This is a genomic window from Microcoleus sp. Pol12B5 (assembly GCF_036701335.1).
Classification (GTDB): Bacteria; Cyanobacteriota; Cyanobacteriia; order Cyanobacteriales; family Microcoleaceae; genus Microcoleus.
Window position 1 is genome coordinate 36,635 of sequence record NZ_JAUBQQ010000009.1, and the last position, 17,738, is coordinate 54,372.

Annotated in this window: 19 protein-coding genes and 1 tRNA gene; 12 read left to right on the forward strand and 8 right to left on the reverse strand. The window is 45.9% G+C overall.

Going from position 1 to position 17,738, the window contains the following annotated elements:
• The 4 genes from QUA24_RS07350 to QUA24_RS07365 form a co-directional block, all read right to left on the reverse strand.
• Positions 1-440, reverse strand: a 440-nt coding sequence (locus QUA24_RS07350) for a ribbon-helix-helix protein, CopG family (protein ID WP_333228454.1), incomplete at its 3' end; no start/stop codon positions are given.
• Between the two features lie 60 nt (positions 441-500).
• Positions 501-650, reverse strand: a complete 150-nt coding sequence (locus tag QUA24_RS07355) for a hypothetical protein (protein WP_333228581.1) — start codon at positions 648-650, stop codon at positions 501-503.
• Between the two features lie 21 nt (positions 651-671).
• Positions 672-1,328: a HEAT repeat domain-containing protein gene (locus QUA24_RS07360; protein WP_333228456.1), complete on the reverse strand. Its 657-nt coding sequence runs from the start codon at positions 1,326-1,328 to the stop codon at positions 672-674.
• Between the two features lie 150 nt (positions 1,329-1,478).
• A complete protein-coding gene (locus QUA24_RS07365; protein WP_333228458.1) occupies positions 1,479-2,408 on the reverse strand; it encodes a phosphodiester glycosidase family protein in 930 nt (309 codons plus the stop codon).
• 71 nt (positions 2,409-2,479) lie between these two features.
• Here QUA24_RS07365 and QUA24_RS07370 point away from each other — a divergent pair, with 71 nt between their 5' ends.
• The 4 genes from QUA24_RS07370 to QUA24_RS07385 all read left to right on the forward strand — a co-directional run bounded on the left by QUA24_RS07370 (position 2,480) and on the right by QUA24_RS07385 (position 4,588).
• Positions 2,480-3,289 carry a pentapeptide repeat-containing protein gene (locus QUA24_RS07370; protein ID WP_333228460.1) on the forward strand — a complete coding sequence of 270 codons (810 nt, stop codon included), beginning with the start codon at positions 2,480-2,482 and terminating at the stop codon, positions 3,287-3,289.
• Between the two features lie 138 nt (positions 3,290-3,427).
• Positions 3,428-3,820: a HEAT repeat domain-containing protein gene (locus tag QUA24_RS07375; RefSeq protein ID WP_333228462.1), complete on the forward strand. Its 393-nt coding sequence runs from the start codon at positions 3,428-3,430 to the stop codon at positions 3,818-3,820.
• A gap of 86 nt (positions 3,821-3,906) precedes the next feature.
• A complete protein-coding gene (locus QUA24_RS07380; RefSeq protein WP_333228464.1) occupies positions 3,907-4,206 on the forward strand; it encodes a type II toxin-antitoxin system HigB family toxin in 300 nt (99 codons plus the stop codon).
• Positions 4,190-4,588: a transcriptional regulator gene (locus tag QUA24_RS07385; protein ID WP_333228466.1), complete on the forward strand. Its 399-nt coding sequence runs from the start codon at positions 4,190-4,192 to the stop codon at positions 4,586-4,588. Before QUA24_RS07380 ends, QUA24_RS07385 begins: the two co-directional genes overlap by 17 nt.
• 246 nt (positions 4,589-4,834) lie before the next feature.
• Here QUA24_RS07385 and QUA24_RS07390 read toward each other — a convergent pair.
• Positions 4,835-4,919, reverse strand: a tRNA-Ser gene (locus QUA24_RS07390).
• 214 nt (positions 4,920-5,133) lie between these two features.
• Between QUA24_RS07390 and QUA24_RS07395 the strand changes: the two genes are divergently transcribed.
• From QUA24_RS07395 to moeB, 8 genes are all read left to right on the forward strand, one after another.
• Entirely contained in the window at positions 5,134-5,502 is a 369-nt protein-coding gene (locus tag QUA24_RS07395) for a 2Fe-2S iron-sulfur cluster-binding protein (protein WP_333040827.1), read from the forward strand.
• 34 nt (positions 5,503-5,536) lie between these two features.
• A complete protein-coding gene (locus tag QUA24_RS07400) occupies positions 5,537-6,052 on the forward strand; it encodes a thermonuclease family protein (protein WP_333228468.1) in 516 nt (171 codons plus the stop codon).
• Positions 6,053-6,240: 188 nt separating this feature from the next.
• Entirely contained in the window at positions 6,241-7,056 is an 816-nt protein-coding gene (locus QUA24_RS07405; protein ID WP_333228470.1) for an inositol monophosphatase family protein, read from the forward strand.
• A 101-nt stretch (positions 7,057-7,157) separates the two neighbouring features.
• Positions 7,158-8,051, forward strand: coding sequence for a tetratricopeptide repeat protein (locus QUA24_RS07410; RefSeq protein ID WP_333228472.1), 894 nt, complete (start codon positions 7,158-7,160; stop codon positions 8,049-8,051).
• A gap of 458 nt (positions 8,052-8,509) precedes the next feature.
• Entirely contained in the window at positions 8,510-9,745 is a 1,236-nt protein-coding gene (locus QUA24_RS07415) for an ATP phosphoribosyltransferase regulatory subunit (RefSeq protein ID WP_333228474.1), read from the forward strand.
• A gap of 144 nt (positions 9,746-9,889) precedes the next feature.
• Entirely contained in the window at positions 9,890-10,117 is a 228-nt protein-coding gene (locus QUA24_RS07420) for an indolepyruvate ferredoxin oxidoreductase subunit alpha (protein ID WP_006635695.1), read from the forward strand.
• A gap of 328 nt (positions 10,118-10,445) precedes the next feature.
• Complete coding sequence (locus tag QUA24_RS07425) at positions 10,446-10,925, forward strand: M67 family metallopeptidase (RefSeq protein WP_333228476.1); 480 nt, start codon at positions 10,446-10,448, stop codon at positions 10,923-10,925.
• Between the two features lie 79 nt (positions 10,926-11,004).
• Entirely contained in the window at positions 11,005-12,177 is a 1,173-nt protein-coding gene (gene moeB, locus QUA24_RS07430) for a molybdopterin-synthase adenylyltransferase MoeB (protein ID WP_333228478.1), read from the forward strand.
• Between the two features lie 163 nt (positions 12,178-12,340).
• Here the strand turns inward: moeB and QUA24_RS07435 are convergent, their stop codons facing one another.
• From QUA24_RS07435 to QUA24_RS07445, 3 genes are all read right to left on the reverse strand, one after another.
• Positions 12,341-13,939 carry a hypothetical protein gene (locus tag QUA24_RS07435; RefSeq protein WP_333228480.1) on the reverse strand — a complete coding sequence of 533 codons (1,599 nt, stop codon included), beginning with the start codon at positions 13,937-13,939 and terminating at the stop codon, positions 12,341-12,343.
• Positions 13,926-14,318, reverse strand: a complete 393-nt coding sequence (locus QUA24_RS07440; RefSeq protein ID WP_333228481.1) for a hypothetical protein — start codon at positions 14,316-14,318, stop codon at positions 13,926-13,928. The genes QUA24_RS07435 and QUA24_RS07440 overlap by 14 nt, the downstream gene beginning before the upstream one ends.
• Before the next feature lie 199 nt (positions 14,319-14,517).
• Positions 14,518-17,703 carry a CHAT domain-containing tetratricopeptide repeat protein gene (locus QUA24_RS07445; RefSeq protein WP_333228483.1) on the reverse strand — a complete coding sequence of 1,062 codons (3,186 nt, stop codon included), beginning with the start codon at positions 17,701-17,703 and terminating at the stop codon, positions 14,518-14,520.
• Positions 17,704-17,738 lie beyond the last annotated feature (35 nt).

The window sequence follows — 17,738 nt, forward strand, 5'->3', positions numbered from 1 at the left end:
GCTAATTGGCTTTCGAGATTTTGCTTTTCGGTAGCGAATTGGTGCTGTAAAGAAGCGATCGAACTTTCGCGTTCACTCAACTGCTGCTGTAAACTTTCGTAACTTTCTGGCAACGGATTTGGCTTTACACTCACCGAATCCGATAGAGTTTCTGCCGTTACAGCGTCATTAAATTCGCTTTCTTCGGCTGTTTCCCCTTGCAAGTGGGCTGCCTCTACCTCAGTTTCTTCACCTTTTTTCCAAGTGACAGTAACTTCCGTCTTGTCCTTAGAAATATCCAGAGCGCCTTGTGCCAAGCGTTCTAGGAGTTCCGACCTTGATATTCCGAGCTTGCGAGCGATCACGTTTAATCGATCGGCACTAGAAGAAGTCAGCGAAAGTCCGACTTTGACTTTACTTTCTGAATTGGAACTAACTACATTGCGATTTTTTTTGACCATTGGCATTTTCCTCATGCCAACCTACACTTATTAGTGTAGTGGCTGAAGCTTCTATTAAAATTAATTCTTGTTACTTACCAATTGTGCCAGCTTCTGTTCCCAATTGAACAAAAATCCGTGAATATACTCTTCGGTCCATTCCTCGGCGTAGAACCGCTTAAACATTCCCTGACCCGGGGTTTTTTCGGCACGATAGCGCAGATAGCACAGTTGAGCTTGTAAGCCCTTGTTTTAAAGCGAAGCTTCCAAAGTCGCACCTGCAACCCGATGATCTCGATCTTTTGCCAAATAGCTCACAGCAGCGCGAGCTTGAGGATTGTCAAATCTGCTCAGCGCGCGAGCAACTCGCAGCCGAATTCCCCAGTTATGCGAACTTACTAGAGATAATAGTTGCTGTAATGCCTGTTCTTGCTTCACAGTATTTGCCAGCAGACCAAATCCGTCAATTGCTGCTTCCTGAACTGGTAAATCTTCGCCGCTAAGAGCGATCGCACAAATTTCAAATACTGCATCAGGACACTGCATTTCATACAGCGCAGCCATGATACTGCGGCGGACGAGCCAATTGTCATCGCGGCGGAAAGCTTCCACCAAGTGAGAAATTGCCTCGGTTCCGAACCTTGACAAAGAGTTAGCAGCTTCGGCGCGCACGTTTGGATCGCGATCAAACTGCATCATTTTTAACAGCGCCGCAAAAGCTTCCCCTGTTTGAATCTGCCGCAATCCCATCGCCACGAACGATCGCACCATAAACTCGCGATCGTCCACTTTGCTCAGCAACATCGGCAGCGCCACCGCAGAATCGCAGTTTCTCAGAGCCGTTACCCCCCGCAGCCTCTCTTGAGAATCCGAACTTTGCAGCGCTGCTTGGATTTCGTTAATTTTCATAAGCCAATTATAAATTTTTGTTACGTTTCTTTACAATTTTAGCAATTATTCCCGGATTTTGGGCAGATTAAAAAAAACTTCACTGCTGAATAATAAATTTTGTGGGTATTTAAGCGAATTTTTGTATTACTAATGAAGGCAATCAGTACCCTATTTATTTGAGTATGCGGAGGCATCATTATTATCTCGCGCGTAAAATCCCAAATGATTGGAAATTGGACGTTCCTGCATGGGAATTTTATTCTGAATCGGAGCATTCAACAGTTTCGCTCCTGACGGCGATGCTACTGCAAAAGTTACCGACCCGCCGCCATCTAAATTCAGCACTGTCTCGGCTCCCAACTGCATCGAAATATCAGTTATTTCGCTCAATTTCAGCCCTTCACTGTAAAGCCTCTGCTTGCCGTCTGCCAGAATTAACCACAACTTGTCGCCTGTTTTGTCGATCGCCGCGACGGCACGGGGATAGGGTTTATCCTGTGTGCGTTCTTTCTGGCTTTGTGCTACGGGTTGGCCATTTTTTACCAGCAAAGTATCTCCGGCAACTGCATAGGCTGTTCCCGCAGGACAAGTACCGTTTTCGATTATTTGAGCGCGGTTTTTGGCATCAAAACAAAGGGCGGGAAAGCCTGAATGTGGTTGAGAATAAGCTTGGCTTTTGGCAATGGCGTGTCCGACATTATTTACTCGATCGCCACTGCGGGGATAGTAATCCCAAGGTGCTTCCTCGATGCAGGGATAAAAAAAATTGCCGTTGACGGCTAATTGCAATTTAAATTCTTTCAGGAATTCAGTAGCGGTGCGGGCATTGGTTTCTGTTAAATCGGGTGTTGGGTTTCCGGGAGTGACAAAAATTCCTATTCCCGGCGCTTTTAGGTCGATGCTAACAATGTGAATTAGGGTGGGACGCGGATTAGTCCGAAATTCCCTGCGGTAGGCTATTCCTTGAAAGAGCGATCGGGCTTCGTTTGTTTGTTGGGGGCGCAAAAAGTAGGGAATGTTGTAGAGTAGTATTGGTGCGAGCAATATTCCGAGACCGAGAATATGCCAAATTGGTTTGATCGTGGGTCGATAATTCATACCATTTTAGATTTGAGATCGGGGAGGGGAAAACTGACAGATTTATATATTTTCAAGCATCCTGTACTAATATGAAGTATTCGGGTTCCAATAATTTTAGCAATCAAATTTTACGAAATAGATCGTTCCAAGGACAAGTTCTTAGCGGTGCTGATTTCAGCGGTGCGGATGTTCGAGGCTGCAATTTTAGAAATGCTCAGTTAGCGGGTGCGAATTTTATCGGTGCGAAAATCGGGCTTTCTCGGCGACAGATAGCTGTTTTGAGTGCTGGGGCGATCGCGATTTGTTTGGTTGTGGGCGATGTTCTGACTCGACTGATTTTGGGAACTCAAGGACAACTACCGGGCTCTGGCAGTTGGCCTTTTGTTCTGTTGCTGTACGGGGTTTTGAGCGCTGCTGGCTTCGCTTCGGCGATCGCCAGCAAACAGCCAAAAACCTCAAAAGCGGGTAGATTGGCACGAACAATTTCTGCTATTCTATCAGGAGCTTTGCTGGGATTTTTCTATGCTGGGACTGCAACTAATAATAATTCCCAGGCTGCTCTTGCTGGAATGTCGATCGGCGGGGTGTTAATGTTTTTTGTGAATTCCCGGATTCGTAGCCAATTTTCACAGGTGGCGATCGCATCGGCTGGAAGTGTGGCGACTTACGCAGCAGCTTTTTTGTTCAGTGCAACGGCGAGCGCTTTTCTGAGCACTCACAAACTGTTTTGGGGTATGTGTTTCGTTTTGCTGTCGCTGCTGTATCTTTGGTTTGCGTTTGTGTCATTCTCGGCTATTGTTCGAGAGATTGGAAATGCTGAGGGTACTTCGTTCAGAGGGGCAAATCTCGCTGATGCTAAGTTCGATATAAATTACCTCAATCTAAAATCTAAAATTTAAAATCTAAAATTACCCCACTGATATTCAAACAGAAATTGATCCAGGCGAAAGCGACGCTTTGCTGCAAACGGTGAGGGAGCAAATGGTCCTCGCAACTTTCAATCTCAGCGACAGCAAACTGCTCAAAAAGATGGTCGAATGTATGGGAGATTCGCAGGGAATGGTGAGGCTGAGTTTAGCAGAAAGTCTCGGCTCAATTGGCAAACCTGCAACTTTTTTTTGCTGGAAGCTCTAGCACATCACCCCAACCCTGTCGTGCGTAGAGCCTCTGCTAAAACGCTGACTCTGATTTGCGAGGCGATCGCCCGAACCACGCTGCTAGAAGCTTTTTTACACGATGAGGATAAAGTCGGGGGAGGAAGAGTGGGATTAAAGACAAAGCCTGCGGTTTCCAACCGCGCCTACACACACAAAACCCACTTGGAGTGCGTTAAAGAATTTTTACTCGATCGGGCCTTGACGTTTTCCTCTCAAAATGAGAGTATAAGCATAGTATGCAAGCAAAACCAAACGAAAGTAAAACGAAAGTAAAACGAAAGTAAAACGAAAGTAAAACGAAAGTAAACGAAAAACAGAGAAAGCTATGCAGAAAAAAAGAATAAATCCCAGAAAAACCCATGCACCTAATTTCTATTCAGAACCTCCGTAAAGATGCTGCCCAGTATCCCGATGTCAAAAATAAAATTGATAGCTGGAACGAAACTGTAAAGAAAGCAGAATGGCAGAATTTGGAGGAGGTTCGCAAGATTTACCGGGATGCCGAAGCAGTAGGAAACTTCACAGTCTTTAATATCAAAGGCAACGAATATCGCCTGATTGTCGGCATCAACTACGAGGAGCAAACTATTTTCTACAAATATTTCCTAACCCACGCTGAATACGACAAAGACAAATGGAAAAATGATCCTTACTTTTGATGGAGCCACTTATAGCAACTTGCTTGCAGAAATCGCTCCTAGGGCGATCGAAACCGAAGAGGAATACGATCGCCTCCTGGCTGTGGCAGAACGGCTAACGTTCGCTAAAAACCTCACTCCAGAGGAGAAAGTTTTATACAAGTTGTTAGTCACGCTGATTGAAGTTTATGAGACGGAAAATTATCCGATCGAGAAATCGGAGCCTCATGAGATTTTGCAACACATCATGGAATCCAGCGGCACCCGTCAAGCGGACTTGGTAGGTATCATTGGATCGAGCGGCGTGGTGTCTGAGGTTGTGAATGGGAAAAGAGCGATTAGCAAGGCACAAGCTAAGGCACTCGGCGATTATTTTAAAATCTCACCTAGCTTGTTCATTTAATTTGGAAATTGGGCATTGCGAATAGGGCATGGGTTATTTGTGATTAGAAAAACTACTAACCAGTAACCACTAACTATTACCCATGCCCGATGGCCGATGCCCAGGTCAGAGGCATCTAACCCTAGAAAAGCGAGATCCCTTGAGTTTTCTAAAAGAATTCAAGGGATCTCGCTCTAATCAAAGTATTTATCTCATATCAGAGATTTTTGTTGCAAGCTGTTTTTTTTGCCTGAACAGCTTGTTTAACGGAGAGGGAGGGATTCGAACCCTCGTTAAGTTGCCCTAAACACACTTTCCAGGCGTGCGCCTTCAACCGCTCGGCCACCTCTCCAGGGCTAAATACATTCATTTAGCCACAGCTAAACTATCTTAGCAGAACAAATCTGATTTGGGAAGGGGTAACGACATAAATTTGCGGTTTAATATGGGTAGGGTGTGAAACGGGCAGGCTTGGGTTCTCCTCCCTGGGTCGCAAACCCATTCATTTCAAGGATCTTGCCGCGCCAACCCCAATCTAAAATCTAAAATCTAAAATCTAAAATTCCATGACTAACTCTTACACAATTAAAATTCATAACAGACAGACAGGCGATCGCCACACCGTGCGAGTACCCGAAGACCGCTATATCCTCCAAAGTGCCGAAAATCAAGGAGTAGAATTACCATTTTCCTGCCGCAACGGCGCTTGTACCGCCTGTGCGGTGCGCGTCAATTCGGGGGAACTGCACCAGCCAGAAGCAATGGGGCTGTCTGTGGAACTGCAAAAAGAAGGTTATGCCCTGTTGTGCGTCAGCTATCCCCGTTCCAACATCGAGGTAGAGACGCAAGACGAAGACGAAGTGTACGAACTGCAATTCGGTCGTTACTTCGGCAAAGGTAAAGTTAAAGCCGGTTTGCCGTTGGATGAAGAGTGAGGCAATTTGATAAATAATCAACTACCAATTATCCATGCTTTATCGGTTATTTGCGATCGCCCTTTGTCTGTTGTTAGCTAGCTGCCAAAAACCAGAAATGCCCCAAGGTACGATCGCCAAAGTAGAAAGGGCCATCAGCGGGCAAACAATCGAAGTTATCAGTACAGCCGACAAAATAGCCTTATTGGAACAAATCAGGCTGATTGGTATTGATGCACCGGATTTAAAACAGCAGCCTTGGGGAGAAGCAGCCAAACAAAGACTAGAACAGCTAACTAGGGGAAAACAGGTATTGTTAGAATCCGACATCGAACAGAAAGACCAGTTCGATCGCAAACTAGCCTACTTGTGGCAAGATAAAAATTTGCTTAACGAACAGCTAGTCAAAGAAGGTTATGCCCTGGCCTCGGTGCGATCGCCCAACACCAAATATCAGCAGCGACTCATCAACGCTCAAGAATGGGCGAGACTCATGGGTAAAGGCTTGTGGAATCCAAAACGAGCTTTGCGCCAAACTCCCGCAGAATTTCGCCAGCAAAATCGGAAATAGTCAGTAGTCATTAGTCATTAGTCAATGACTAAAAACTCCTCAGTCAGTAGTCAGTAGTCAGTAGTCATTAGTCAATGACTAAAAACTCCTCAGTTATAACTAACAACTAATGAGCAATGATTTCATTCTTCCCTCTTCCCTCTTCCCTCTTCCCTCTTCCCTCTTCCTTCCGCTATAACAACTAACAAATGACAGACAATCAACTGCAAAACTTCTTAGAAATAGCCACCGAAGCAGCCCTAGCCGCCGGTTCCGTCCTGAAATCTTTCTGCGGAAAATTAGAAAAAATTCAAGAAAAAGGCCGATCGGGCGATTTAGTCACAGAAGCCGATAAAGCCTCAGAAGCCGTCATTTTAGAAATTCTGGGCCGCCACGTACCCGACCACGCCATCCTCGCCGAAGAATCCGGCAAATTAGGAGATGCCAGCAGCAAATACCTGTGGGCGATCGACCCTTTGGACGGCACAACCAATTATGCTCACCAATATCCTTTTTGGGCCGTGTCGATCGGACTTTTAATCGACGGCATACCACAAATTGGAGTAATTTACGACCCCTTTCATAATGAATTGTTTCGGGCAGGCAAAGGATTGGGAGCAACCTGCAACCGTTTGCCGATCGAAGTTTCCCAAATCTCAGAATTGAGAACCAGCTTGCTAGTCACTGGCTTTGCATACGATCGGCGGGAAACAGCAGACAATAATTATGCCGAATTCTGTCACCTCACCCACCTCACCCAAGGCGTGCGGCGCAGCGGTTCCGCATCCCTAGACCTCGCACACCTGGCGATGGGGCGATCGGACGGATACTGGGAACGGGGACTCGCCCCTTGGGACGTAGCAGCAGGTGTACTCATCGTCTCCGAAGCCGGAGGTCAAGTGACAGCTTATGACGGCAGTGCCTTTGAGATGAACTCGGGTCGGGTTTTGGCCACAAACAGCAAAATACACGCCGAACTCAGCAGCGCACTGCTAGCAGTTCCTCCCTTATCTTCTTGGAAGTAGCGCCCCCCAGCAATAGATCGGGGGTAGTACGGGGGTCAGAACCCCTTGACTCAAGCTACATTAAAGAATAGTGAAAAGCCAGGAAAGGAAGAGTAAAAGTTATGTCTTTTGAAATGACAAAAGGGCTGTTCAAGTATGACTTTACAGATCAGCACGCAATTTTGGGAATTCCCTTAGACGCCGAGTTTAACGACATCCGCAAGCGCTACATGAAAATCGCCCGCCGGTTGCATTCGGATACTTGCTCTTTTGAAAGCCAAGCTGATAAAGATTGGGCTAACCAATTTTTGTCAAAAGTAGTCAATCCGGCTTACAATAAATTCTCTAAGGAAAGCGATCGCAAAGAATACAGCCTGCTATTAGCAGCCATCGCCAAGCGCGTCGTTAAAGAACAGGCGAAAATGCAAATCGAAAGCGAAGCAGCCAAACAGTTAGCTACCGCTAAAGATTGGGAAGAAGCTTACAAAACAGCAGTTAGCAAACTCGCTCTCAAGCAGTACGAATCAGTTAAGGAAACGCAAGAGGCGATCGATCAAATTAGCGAACTTAACATGGTTTACCTGCTGCGAAAAGAGCGCATTGGCATTGCAACCCCGCCACCACCCCCAACCCCAATTCCCCCAACCCCAGTTCCAACCCCAACCCCAACTCCACCTCCACCTCCGCGCCCCAACCCGCAGACCGAAGCCTATTGCCGCCGAGCTCAAGGATTTATGGACAGCAAAAATTACGCTAAAGCAAGTTTGGAGTTGAGGGAAGTCCTGAAGGGTGATTCAAAACACAGCAAGGCTCACGCTATGTTAGCAATGTGTTACCTTGAACAAAATCAAGCCACAATGGCAAAACTTGAGATGAACAAAGCTTTGGCATCAAATCCTGAAGAACCGACGGCTTTGGAGGTTAAGAAAAAGCTGGAACAAGCTTCCGCAAAAGCCAAAAAAAGTGACGATAAACCAGGATTTTTTGCAAGTTTGTTTGGCGGCAAGAAGAAGTGAGAAGTTGTGAATTGTGAGTCAGGAATATTTAGAAATTGGTAAACTGCTCAGCAGTGAAGTGATCTCGCTCAAAAGCATCAAGAGCTGGTGAGATCACCTCGGAACCCAATCGGAATTGTACCGTCAGTGCGATCGTCCCGCGATCGCGGCTGCTCCAGAAAGAGCGGGACGCTTGCACTGACGGGGAAAATGATTATTCCCATGCAAACCAAAACGCTATCACGCCTTAATTTGTTAAAGTCGAAGGTTAAGCTTGCCTGATTCGACTTTAACAGCCTCTCCTAAAGCTAAGCTTCTAAGCCCAATCTAAAATCTAAAATCTAAAATCTAAAATTGATATGACACATTAATTTGTTAAAGTCGAATGTTAAGCTTGCCTGGTTCGACTTTAACACCGTCCCCTAAAGCTAAGCTTCTAAGCCCAATCTAAAATCTAAAGTCTAAAATCTAAAATTGATATGGTTCACCAACCCCCATCGGGTGCAAGAGATTTATTGCCCCTTGACGTTGCTCAAAAAATTTCGATCGAACGGCGCTTGCAGCAGGTTTTTCACCGCTGGGGCTATCACCGGATTATTACCTCTACTCTAGAAAGGCTGGAGACTTTGATGGCTGGGGGCGCGATCGACCGATCGACCTTAATTCAATTGCAAGACGCCGAGGATGGAGAACTTGGTTTGCGGCCGGAATTGACAGCATCCATCGCGCGCGCGGCTGCAATGCGGATGGCCGGGACTCGCTGGCAGCCTCAGCGCCTCTACTACAACGCTAACGTGTTCCGCAAAGGCCCAGATACTGGCTCAGGCGGGCAACAGGAGTTCTATCAAGCTGGCGTAGAGCTCCTCGGCGCGGGGGGGGCGGTTGCGGATGCGGAAGTGCTGCTGCTGCTGTCTGAGTGCTTGCAGAGCTTGGAAATTGATGAGTGGCATTTGGTTTTGGGAGAAGCGGGCTTGACTGCAACATTGCTAGAACCGTTTCCGCCAAACGTGCGCCAAAAAGTTCGGGGGGCGATCGCCAATCTGGACCGAATTGCCTTGGAAACTTTGCCGCTGTCAACCGAATTGCGAGAAAGAGCTCTGCTGTTATTTGACTTGCGCGGCCGCCCAGAAGAAGTGTTGCCAATTGTTGCCAAGCTGGATTTAGATTTGCCGCAGCAAGCCGCGTTAGATAATCTCAAATCTGCGATCGAATTGCTGCACCAATGCCAGTCAAAAATTCCCAATCTCAAATCCCACATTCACCTCGATTTGAGTTTAATTCAAACATTTGACTATTACACTGGAATTGTGTTTGAAGTTGTCAGCAGCAGTAAGACAGGACAGCGAGTTCTAGGACAAGGGGGACGTTACGACCAACTGTTGGGACTGTTTGATCCGCAAGGGCAAAATTCCCCCGGCATCGGGTTTTGTCTGAATATTGAAGAATTGCACCAAGTGTTGCTGACAGAGGGGCAATTGCCCAGCCAGACGCCTGCTAGCGACTGGTTGGTTGTGGCTCAAACTCCTGAAGCTAGTGCCGCCGCGTTTGCTTACGCTCGCAAACTCCGAGACTCTACTCACCTAGTTCGGGTGGAAATAGATTTGGAGAGTCGGGAGACAGCAGAGTCGGCACGGGAATACGCGCGCGATCGACGAATTGCTCAAATTGCTTGGGTAAATGCCGAAGGATTGCCAACTATTGAAACGGTAAATTAGGCTAATTGGTAATTGGTAATTAGTAGTTGGTAATTGGTTAAAAATCACCCGATATGATATTATGTATCCTGCTGATTCAGAGAAGGTTTTGCCAATTACTAATTGCTAATTCCCTATCTACCTAAAATGTTTTGAGAGAACACTATGGCACACACTATTGTTACGAATATTTGCGAGGGAATTGCTGATTGCGTTGGCGCTTGTCCGGTTGCTTGCATTCATCCCGGCCCCGGCAAAAATGTCAAGGGTACTGATTGGTTTTGGATTGATTTTGATACCTGTATTGACTGCGGTATTTGTTTGCAGGTGTGTCCTGTCGAAGGGGCGATCGTTCCAGATGAGCGGCCTGAGTTGCAGCAAACTCCCTCTTAATTGCAACTTGATTGCAATTGAGGGCTAGATAGGTACATAAACTAAGGGGTAAGGTGCGCGACCCGGCGCACCCTACAGTAACTTTTTTATGAACCGCAGAGGGCGCAGAGGACACAGAGAAGAGAAGTGAGAAATAGTGAAAAAATCTAACGTTTAGATATCTAAGTGCAGGTAATTAATGAGGTTATTTTTGTAAGTTCTTTCTCTTCCCTTCTCTTGTCTTCCTACCCTCCGGGAACGCCTTCGCCGAACGTGTCCTTCGCGTCTTCGCGGTTCGTTTAAAAAAAAGCCCGATCGCACTTTACAAAAAAATCTACACTAAAATCCTATGCAGCCGATCGCACTTTCCGACTCTCACATTTTATCCATCCGCACCCACGCCGAAAGCGCTTATCCTGAAGAATGCTGCGGTTTGTTGCTCGGTCGAGTTACTGGCGATGTTAAAAATATAGTAGAAGTTTGGCCGACTGAGAATGCTTGGAGTGCTGAGGCCCAGGAGAATTGGCCTGACCAAAAAGAATTGACAGAAAGACGCAGATATGCTATAAAGCCCGAAGATATGTTGCGGGCGATGAAACACGGGCGCGATCGCACTCTGGATATTATCGGTATATATCATTCCCATACGGATTGTCCCGCAGTGCCCTCAGAGTGCGATCGGACATTGGCCTGGGCCGAATACTCTTATATCATTGTGTCCGTCCGACAAGGCTGTTCAGAAGACCTCCGCAGTTGGAGTCTTGACGGAGAGGGGAACTTTCAAGCAGAGGAAATTCTCGCACAGGAACCGACTCAGATTAAGAAATAATTAGTAAAAATAACAAACAGGTAAAAATGCGAAAGATTCAGATAGGATGTAATTCAAAATCTGCGCTACACACAATATCATGCTAAATCCTAATCTGGAGGAGATCCAGCTCAACAAACAAGAATACGAACGCTACTCTCGCCACCTGATCCTGCCAGAAGTTGGATTGGATGGGCAGAAGCGTCTCAAAGCTGCCAGCGTGCTCTGCATCGGTACGGGAGGCCTCGGTTCGCCGCTGCTGCTGTATTTAGCAGCCGCCGGTGTTGGCCGCATTGGGATTGTAGACTTTGATGTTGTAGACCATTCTAATTTGCAGCGGCAAGTAATTCATGGCACTTCTTGGGTTGGGAAACCGAAGATTGAGTCGGCTAAAAATCGGATTTTAGAAATTAATCCTTTTTGCCAAGTTGATTTGTACGAGACTCGCGTTAGTTCGGAAAATGCGATCGACATTGCCACTCCTTACGATATCATTATCGACGGCACGGACAACTTCCCGACTCGCTATTTGATGAACGACGTTTGCGTGCTTTTAAACAAGCCCAACGTCTACGGTTCCATCTTCCGATTTGAAGGGCAAGCAACAGTTTTTAACTACGAAGGCGGCCCGAATTATCGCGATTTGTACCCGGAGCCCCCGCCTCCTGGCATGGTTCCTTCTTGTGCCGAAGGCGGCGTTTTAGGCGTTTTGTGCGGAGTTGTCGGTTCTATCCAGGCAACGGAAGCTATCAAAATTATCTTGGGTCAAGGCACTACTTTGAGCGGCAGACTGTTGCTTTACAATGCCTTAGATATGACGTTCCGACAATTGAAACTGCGGCCTAATCCAGTGCGTCCGGTAATTGAAAAGTTAATCGATTACGAACAATTCTGCGGCATTCCTCAAGCTAAAGCGCAGGAAGCAAGCCAGCAAACGCAAATTCCTGAGATGACTGTCACGCAACTTAAGGAGTTAATCGACAGCGGTGCGAAGGATTTTGTATTGTTGGATGTTCGCAATCCCAACGAGTATCAAATTTGTCAAATTCCTGGGTCAGTTTTGGTTCCTTTGCCGGATATCGAACAGGGCGCAGGTGTCGCTAAGGTCAAGGAATTGTTGAACGGCCACCGCTTGATTGCACACTGCAAAATGGGCGGGCGTTCTGCCAAGGCTTTGGGGATTTTGAAGGAAGCTGGAATTGAGGGAATTAATGTTAAGGGCGGAATTACTGCTTGGAGTGAAGAAGTAGACCCGTCTGTACCTCAATATTAAAGCTAATCTTTTTCTCGGGTGGGCGATTTGCCCGCCCGGAACCGACATGATTAGACTTCTTGCACTCATTCGCAAACAATCTCAAAATTATCTGCGTTAATCTATGTTTATCTGCCTTAAATCTGAGGTTTCCGTATTAATCAAGGATTTATGCAATTCCAATCTATTGCGGCGGCAACTGCTTATTTTTACCGAGTAGATTCTTGAACTTACCCAATAGATTCTTGGAATTGGCACTCAGCATAACCACACCCCAAACCACAACCCCCGCACCGATACTAATCAACAATACCAACGCAAAAGAATTAATTCCCACCTTCAAGAAAGGCAAAGCAACCATTTGATTCGGCGGGTCTTGTTTAATTAAATAAGGAGCACTTCCAGTCACTACCCCGGCTACTCCCAAACCAAAGCCCACAGCTTGAATCGTTACCTCTAGTTTGGCATCCCGATAAGCTTCTTCGATCGCCACAATAGATCTAATTGCCTCGGTTGCTTGGTCTAGCAAGCCGGAACCGTGTTTGAAATAGCCTAAATCTGCTTGAATCTGCCTTTGAAACTGCGGGCAAGTTTCTTTACTGAATGTTTCGAGGAAACTTAAATCGGCATCACTATCATTGTACTTTTTAGCTGCTTTGATGTCAAGACTTATTTGATTTAATTTATCCTGGTAATTTTGGGCGTTAATGGCGATCGTATTTTGGCGAAACTCCAAATCAATCAGCATTCGGGCATACTTCACAGCCCGAGGTGGCATCTCAATCATCTGAGTTTCCAGATATTTTAATTCTTCCTCCTTTAAACCCGCACCTTTCGATTGCCTTTGCTGAGCTTTATCTCGCTGCAAATACTTAAAAGTATTGTCAATATCCAGTTCGATTTTTTCATATTCCTCGCGAATTTCGCGGTAATAGGCGCGACTTTCCCAAAAAGCAAGAAGAATTTTATTTCTGTACAAAAACAGCTCCATAAAATCGCTGTACCTGGCTGCATCCCAGATTTCATCTGTTGCCGGACTGTTTAAAAACCAGATCAGAATGTGGCAGTAGGAAGCCTGCTGATTCGGATTGCCATATTCCAAAATTGGACTGCCGAACAACTCGCCTTGACGGTAAAAAGCGGGCAAATTTTGACCGGAAATAAACTTTTCCAGACACTGTTGAGCCAAGCTTTTGAGAAAATGCTCATCTTGCCCCATTTCTTGGTTTTGTTCCGCACTCAGCCAAGCTGTAAGCAGCAGAGTTTGACCAAAATAACTGTTAACAGAATTCGGCAGCAAGCAGTTACTTGGATTCAACTCCTGAAAAATGCTAACATCGACATTAGATGTTTTAATACCATCAATTTCTTCGGGAATGCTAATGTTAAATCCCAAAGTATAACTGTCATCAATCCGCTGCGGTTGAGCAAATCCTTGGAGAAAAATCGGCTGGCTGTGATGCTCAATATTCTTCTCGAAAGGCAGAAAAGCCAGGTCATTTACAGAGTTTTCAACAATCAGGTTGACGCGCCATCCCGGAGGTGCTGTTTTCGCGCTGTATAAATTGCTAGAATTTAATTCCGCATCGACTTTGAGATTATTTTTCAATATCTCGTTGCACTTTTGCCACAAATGTTCGGGATTGACAGGGGAATTTGAGCTTGAAGTTAGGGCGGGCTGTTGAGAATTGACAGGGGAATTTGAGTCAAAACCTAGGGCATCCCAGAGGTGAAAGGCAAATAAATGAACGTTGGGAGCAGAGATTTTGCTATTTTGGTTCATTATCCGTATCCGAACTATTTTCTTGGTTGGGATTTTGTTGTTGATTGTACGCAGTTAGAATGCTGTCGCGCAGAATTTTAGTGATATTAGTTGTTGACCGCCCTGTCGTTAAAGTCGGTTTCGTGGGACGGATATCTTTCCGTGCATCACTTACATTATCAACAAAGTTTTGTTCCTCAATAGCATCTCTCAAAGTCGTTCCCAGTTCGTGTTTGCCACACCACTTGCTGATAGTCATGGCAATCGGGAATAATTCATCATCGGCCGATTCAGCTATTTGTGTTTCTAATTCAGGTAAATCACGCCATGCAGAGATAAAGATACTCGGTTTTTCGTTCAGCCAGTTCAGGAAAGTATTGATAATTTGTTCAGGTTCCATAGGACAGTTCCCCTTTGATAAAAATTTAGGTTTCGTAACTCATCTCACAGATTTTGCAATTACTTCTGGCTTGTTGTTTTTCTGGCGATCGCACTCGCTTTCACATTATACCAAATCTGTTTTCAATCGCCATGCTTTCTCTTAGCCCGCTAGGAGTAGACTTCGTTTGTGTAGTAACGATTTCAAGATGCGATTCCTCTTAATATCCAGTAGCACAGAAGGCAGCCCAATATTGTGGGTCGGAAAATAGTGATTCATCTGGTGTGAAAGACGTTAACCACAATTCGACTTTTTGACTCAATTTTTTATCTAAACCTAACGATTGCATCCAAACACGAAAATCTTTTTCCGTGACTGCGCGCATCCAGTTTTGCGCCGCATTCAAAGCGAGGGCTACTGAATCTGCCTCCGGCAATTCCTGATAAAATTTAATCATCAAAATTGCGGTGGCAAAATCATTGACAGCCCACAGACTGCTGACAACATTCATGCTACCTGCATACAAAAAACCGCTGGGTAAACCAATGTATTCATCCGTGATTGCGGTTGAGGTGGTTAACCCGGTTTCGCAGGCGGAAAGTGTGACGAGACTGCACTGCGGTAACTGCAATTCGGCAAAGATTTCTCGCAGGGTGAGGCATTTTTCTGGGATGGCTTTTCTGCCGCTGCGTAGGGTGACATAGCGCTGTTTTTCAGCGGGCTGATTTGACTCTGGGGGCGGGGGTGAGGTTTGCGGTTCCAGGGAATCGGCTAAGACTAGGGATGACAGCAGCGGATTGTCAAAGTTGAATACGCCGTGACAGGAAAAGTGCAGGTAGTTGGCGTTTGAGAGGTTTTCTCGGTTTTCGTTGAGGGCGGTTTTTGTGGCTTGTTTTTTGAGTAAAATTTGATGCGGATTGAATCTGGTTTTGATGGTTTCTACTTCCATATCCGCGTTGAATAAGTCTTCGGTGGGATTCTGGAGGGCGAATAGTTGTTGCTGATTTGGTGGGGGGGAGTTTCTGGTGGTGATGCGATTTTTTACGAGTTCCAGCAGTTGCAAGCTGGGGGCGTATTTCACGCCTGCGGGGAAGCCGTCGAGGAGGTAGCCGCGAAAGTTGGTTTTTTCTTGAAATCGGGTTTCTGAGGTGAATTGTAGGGCGTGGAGGGGGAATAGGTGCAGGTAGCGGTGGGGTACTAGGATTAGTTGTTTGCAGTTGGGGGGGATGTGGGCGATTATCTCGTTTAGTCGCAGGATTTCTGAGAGTTTTTCGAGTTTTTGGGATAGGGTTTTTTGCCAGGTTGGGTTGGTGTTTTTGTTGCGGTATTCGTCGAGATAGTTGTTTTTCCAGGTTTCTAATTCGGCTATTTCGGTTGTGGTATATGTGAGTGGTTTTATGCTGTCGCGGGTGATGATGAAGGCTGATCCGCCCCAGCTATCGTCGGAGTTGGAGTTATTGCCGATGTACCATTCTATGATTGCTGTTTCGGTGTCTAAGGTTTGTTGGAATTTGGTTATGTCTATGGGTTCGACTTTTTGAGTTAGGGTGAATTCTGGTTCTCGCTGTTTTATCTGTTCTAGCAGTTGGGCTAGTTGCTGTAAGGTTGTTTCTAGTTTGTCTTTTTCTTGTTGGAAAGATTCGGGGCTGAGGCTGCGGGTTTGGGTTGTGCGTTGTGAGGGAGAGTCTTCGGGAACCCCCCCCGGCCCCCCCTTGGTAAGGGGGGGAGAAAGAGGGGGAGGAGATGGGGTTTCTGTTTCTAGGAGTTGTTGGGAGGCGGCGATTTGGCGGCGCAGGTTTTGGAGTTGCTGTTTCTCGGTTTCGGTGGCTGTTTTGGGGTAGATTTCGCTGTTGGTGAAGAGTTCGACTAGGTAGCGGGATTTGCTGCGTTCGATTGTTTGCAGGGCTTTGTCATATTGTTGGTGATTGATGCAGGATTGCATCATTTTTTCGTAGACATCGAGATTTTCTTCGATGATTTCTCGTTTGCGGTTGTCGGAGGTTATCCACTCGCGGCTTTGTTCGACTGCTTCGATGGCTTTTTCGTAGCCGAAGATGGCTGTTTCCCACAAACTTTCTGCAAATCCTAAATTGCCTAGATTTCTGCCTGTTCTCAGACAATCAATTGGCCAAGCGGTGGGAGTGTAAACTTCTAAAGCTGCTTGAAAAAGTTGGATCGCCCTTTCGATATTCTCACCCCGTTCTCCTTTGATTCTGTTACGGTAAGCAATTGCCAAATTATTGTGAGTCGTCGCCCAATCTTGTGGAAAAGCATCGCGGGTGTAAACTTCTAAAGCTGCTTGAAAAAGTTGGATCGCCCTTTCGATACTCTCACCCCGTTCTCCTTTGATTCTGTCACTGTAAGCAGCAGCCAAATTATTTTGAGTCATCGCCCAATCTTGGGGGAAAGCATCGCGGGTACGAACTTGTAAAGCTGCTTCATAAAATGCGATCGCCCTTTCGATATTCTCACCCCGTTCTCCCTTTATTCTGTCTAAGTAAGCAGTTGCCAAATTATTGTGAGTCGTCGCCCAATTTTGGGGAAATGCTGCGCGGGTGTAAACTTCTAAAGCCAAATCATAACAGGCGATCGCCCTTTCGATATTCTCACCCCGTTCTCCTTTGATTCTGTCACTGTAAGCATTTGCCAAATTATTTTGAGTCATCGCCCATTGTTGGGGAAAAGCATCGCGGGTGCGAACTTGTAAAGCTGCTTCACAAAATGCGATCGCCCTTTCGATATTCTCACCCTGTTCTCCCTTGATTCTGTTACGGTAAGCATTTGCCAAATTATTTTGAGTCATCGCCCATTGTTGGGGAAAAGCATCGCGGGTGCGAACTTGTAAAGCTGCTTCAAAAAATGCGATCGCCCTTTCGATATTCTCACCCCGTTCTCCTTTGATTCTGTCATTGTAAGCAATTGCCAAATTATTTTGAGTCATCGCCCAATCTTGGGGAAAAGCATCGCGGGTGCGAACTTGTAAAGCTGCTTCAAAAAATGCGATCGCCCTTTCGATATTCTCACCCCGTTCTCCTTTGATTCTGTCACTGTAAGCACCTCCCAGACTATTTTGAAAGATTGCCCAGTTTTCTGAGTAAGCTTCGCGAGTAAAAATAGTTAATCCTATATCCAAACAAGCAATCGCAATCTCTATGTTGCTTGCCCGACTGCCTTGCGGAAGATTTGAAAAATCAATATGTAAATTGTATAAAATATTAGCAAGATTGTATGCTTGGTCTGCATCCAAGTTTTCCAGAATTTGAGTTGCCAACTCTCGCAAATATTGGGCAAAATCATCGTCTAATAATTCTAGATTGGCTTGCAGGATGGCGGTTTGTTCGTCCCTGGGACAGGTGAGGAGAGATTCAATCAGGGTGAGATAGGCTTGGCGGCGTGGTTGGTTCATTTTTGACTACCCATGTTTGTTTAATTTTACATTTT

Coding starts and splice junctions, on each gene's coding strand:
- QUA24_RS07385 (WP_333228466.1), top strand. CDS start 4,190: ATGATCCTTACTTTTGATGGAGCCACTTATAGCAACTTGCTTGCAGAA.
- QUA24_RS07415 (WP_333228474.1), top strand. CDS start 8,510: ATGGTTCACCAACCCCCATCGGGTGCAAGAGATTTATTGCCCCTTGAC.
- QUA24_RS07425 (WP_333228476.1), top strand. CDS start 10,446: ATGCAGCCGATCGCACTTTCCGACTCTCACATTTTATCCATCCGCACC.
- QUA24_RS07365 (WP_333228458.1), bottom strand. CDS start 2,408: ATGAATTATCGACCCACGATCAAACCAATTTGGCATATTCTCGGTCTC.
- QUA24_RS07380 (WP_333228464.1), top strand. CDS start 3,907: ATGCACCTAATTTCTATTCAGAACCTCCGTAAAGATGCTGCCCAGTAT.
- QUA24_RS07375 (WP_333228462.1), top strand. CDS start 3,428: ATGTATGGGAGATTCGCAGGGAATGGTGAGGCTGAGTTTAGCAGAAAG.
- QUA24_RS07420 (WP_006635695.1), top strand. CDS start 9,890: ATGGCACACACTATTGTTACGAATATTTGCGAGGGAATTGCTGATTGC.
- QUA24_RS07435 (WP_333228480.1), bottom strand. CDS start 13,939: ATGAACCAAAATAGCAAAATCTCTGCTCCCAACGTTCATTTATTTGCC.
- QUA24_RS07410 (WP_333228472.1), top strand. CDS start 7,158: ATGTCTTTTGAAATGACAAAAGGGCTGTTCAAGTATGACTTTACAGAT.
- QUA24_RS07395 (WP_333040827.1), top strand. CDS start 5,134: ATGACTAACTCTTACACAATTAAAATTCATAACAGACAGACAGGCGAT.
- QUA24_RS07440 (WP_333228481.1), bottom strand. CDS start 14,318: ATGGAACCTGAACAAATTATCAATACTTTCCTGAACTGGCTGAACGAA.
- moeB (WP_333228478.1), top strand. CDS start 11,005: ATGCTAAATCCTAATCTGGAGGAGATCCAGCTCAACAAACAAGAATAC.
- QUA24_RS07370 (WP_333228460.1), top strand. CDS start 2,480: ATGAAGTATTCGGGTTCCAATAATTTTAGCAATCAAATTTTACGAAAT.
- QUA24_RS07400 (WP_333228468.1), top strand. CDS start 5,537: ATGCTTTATCGGTTATTTGCGATCGCCCTTTGTCTGTTGTTAGCTAGC.
- QUA24_RS07360 (WP_333228456.1), bottom strand. CDS start 1,328: ATGAAAATTAACGAAATCCAAGCAGCGCTGCAAAGTTCGGATTCTCAA.
- QUA24_RS07405 (WP_333228470.1), top strand. CDS start 6,241: ATGACAGACAATCAACTGCAAAACTTCTTAGAAATAGCCACCGAAGCA.
- QUA24_RS07445 (WP_333228483.1), bottom strand. CDS start 17,703: ATGAACCAACCACGCCGCCAAGCCTATCTCACCCTGATTGAATCTCTC.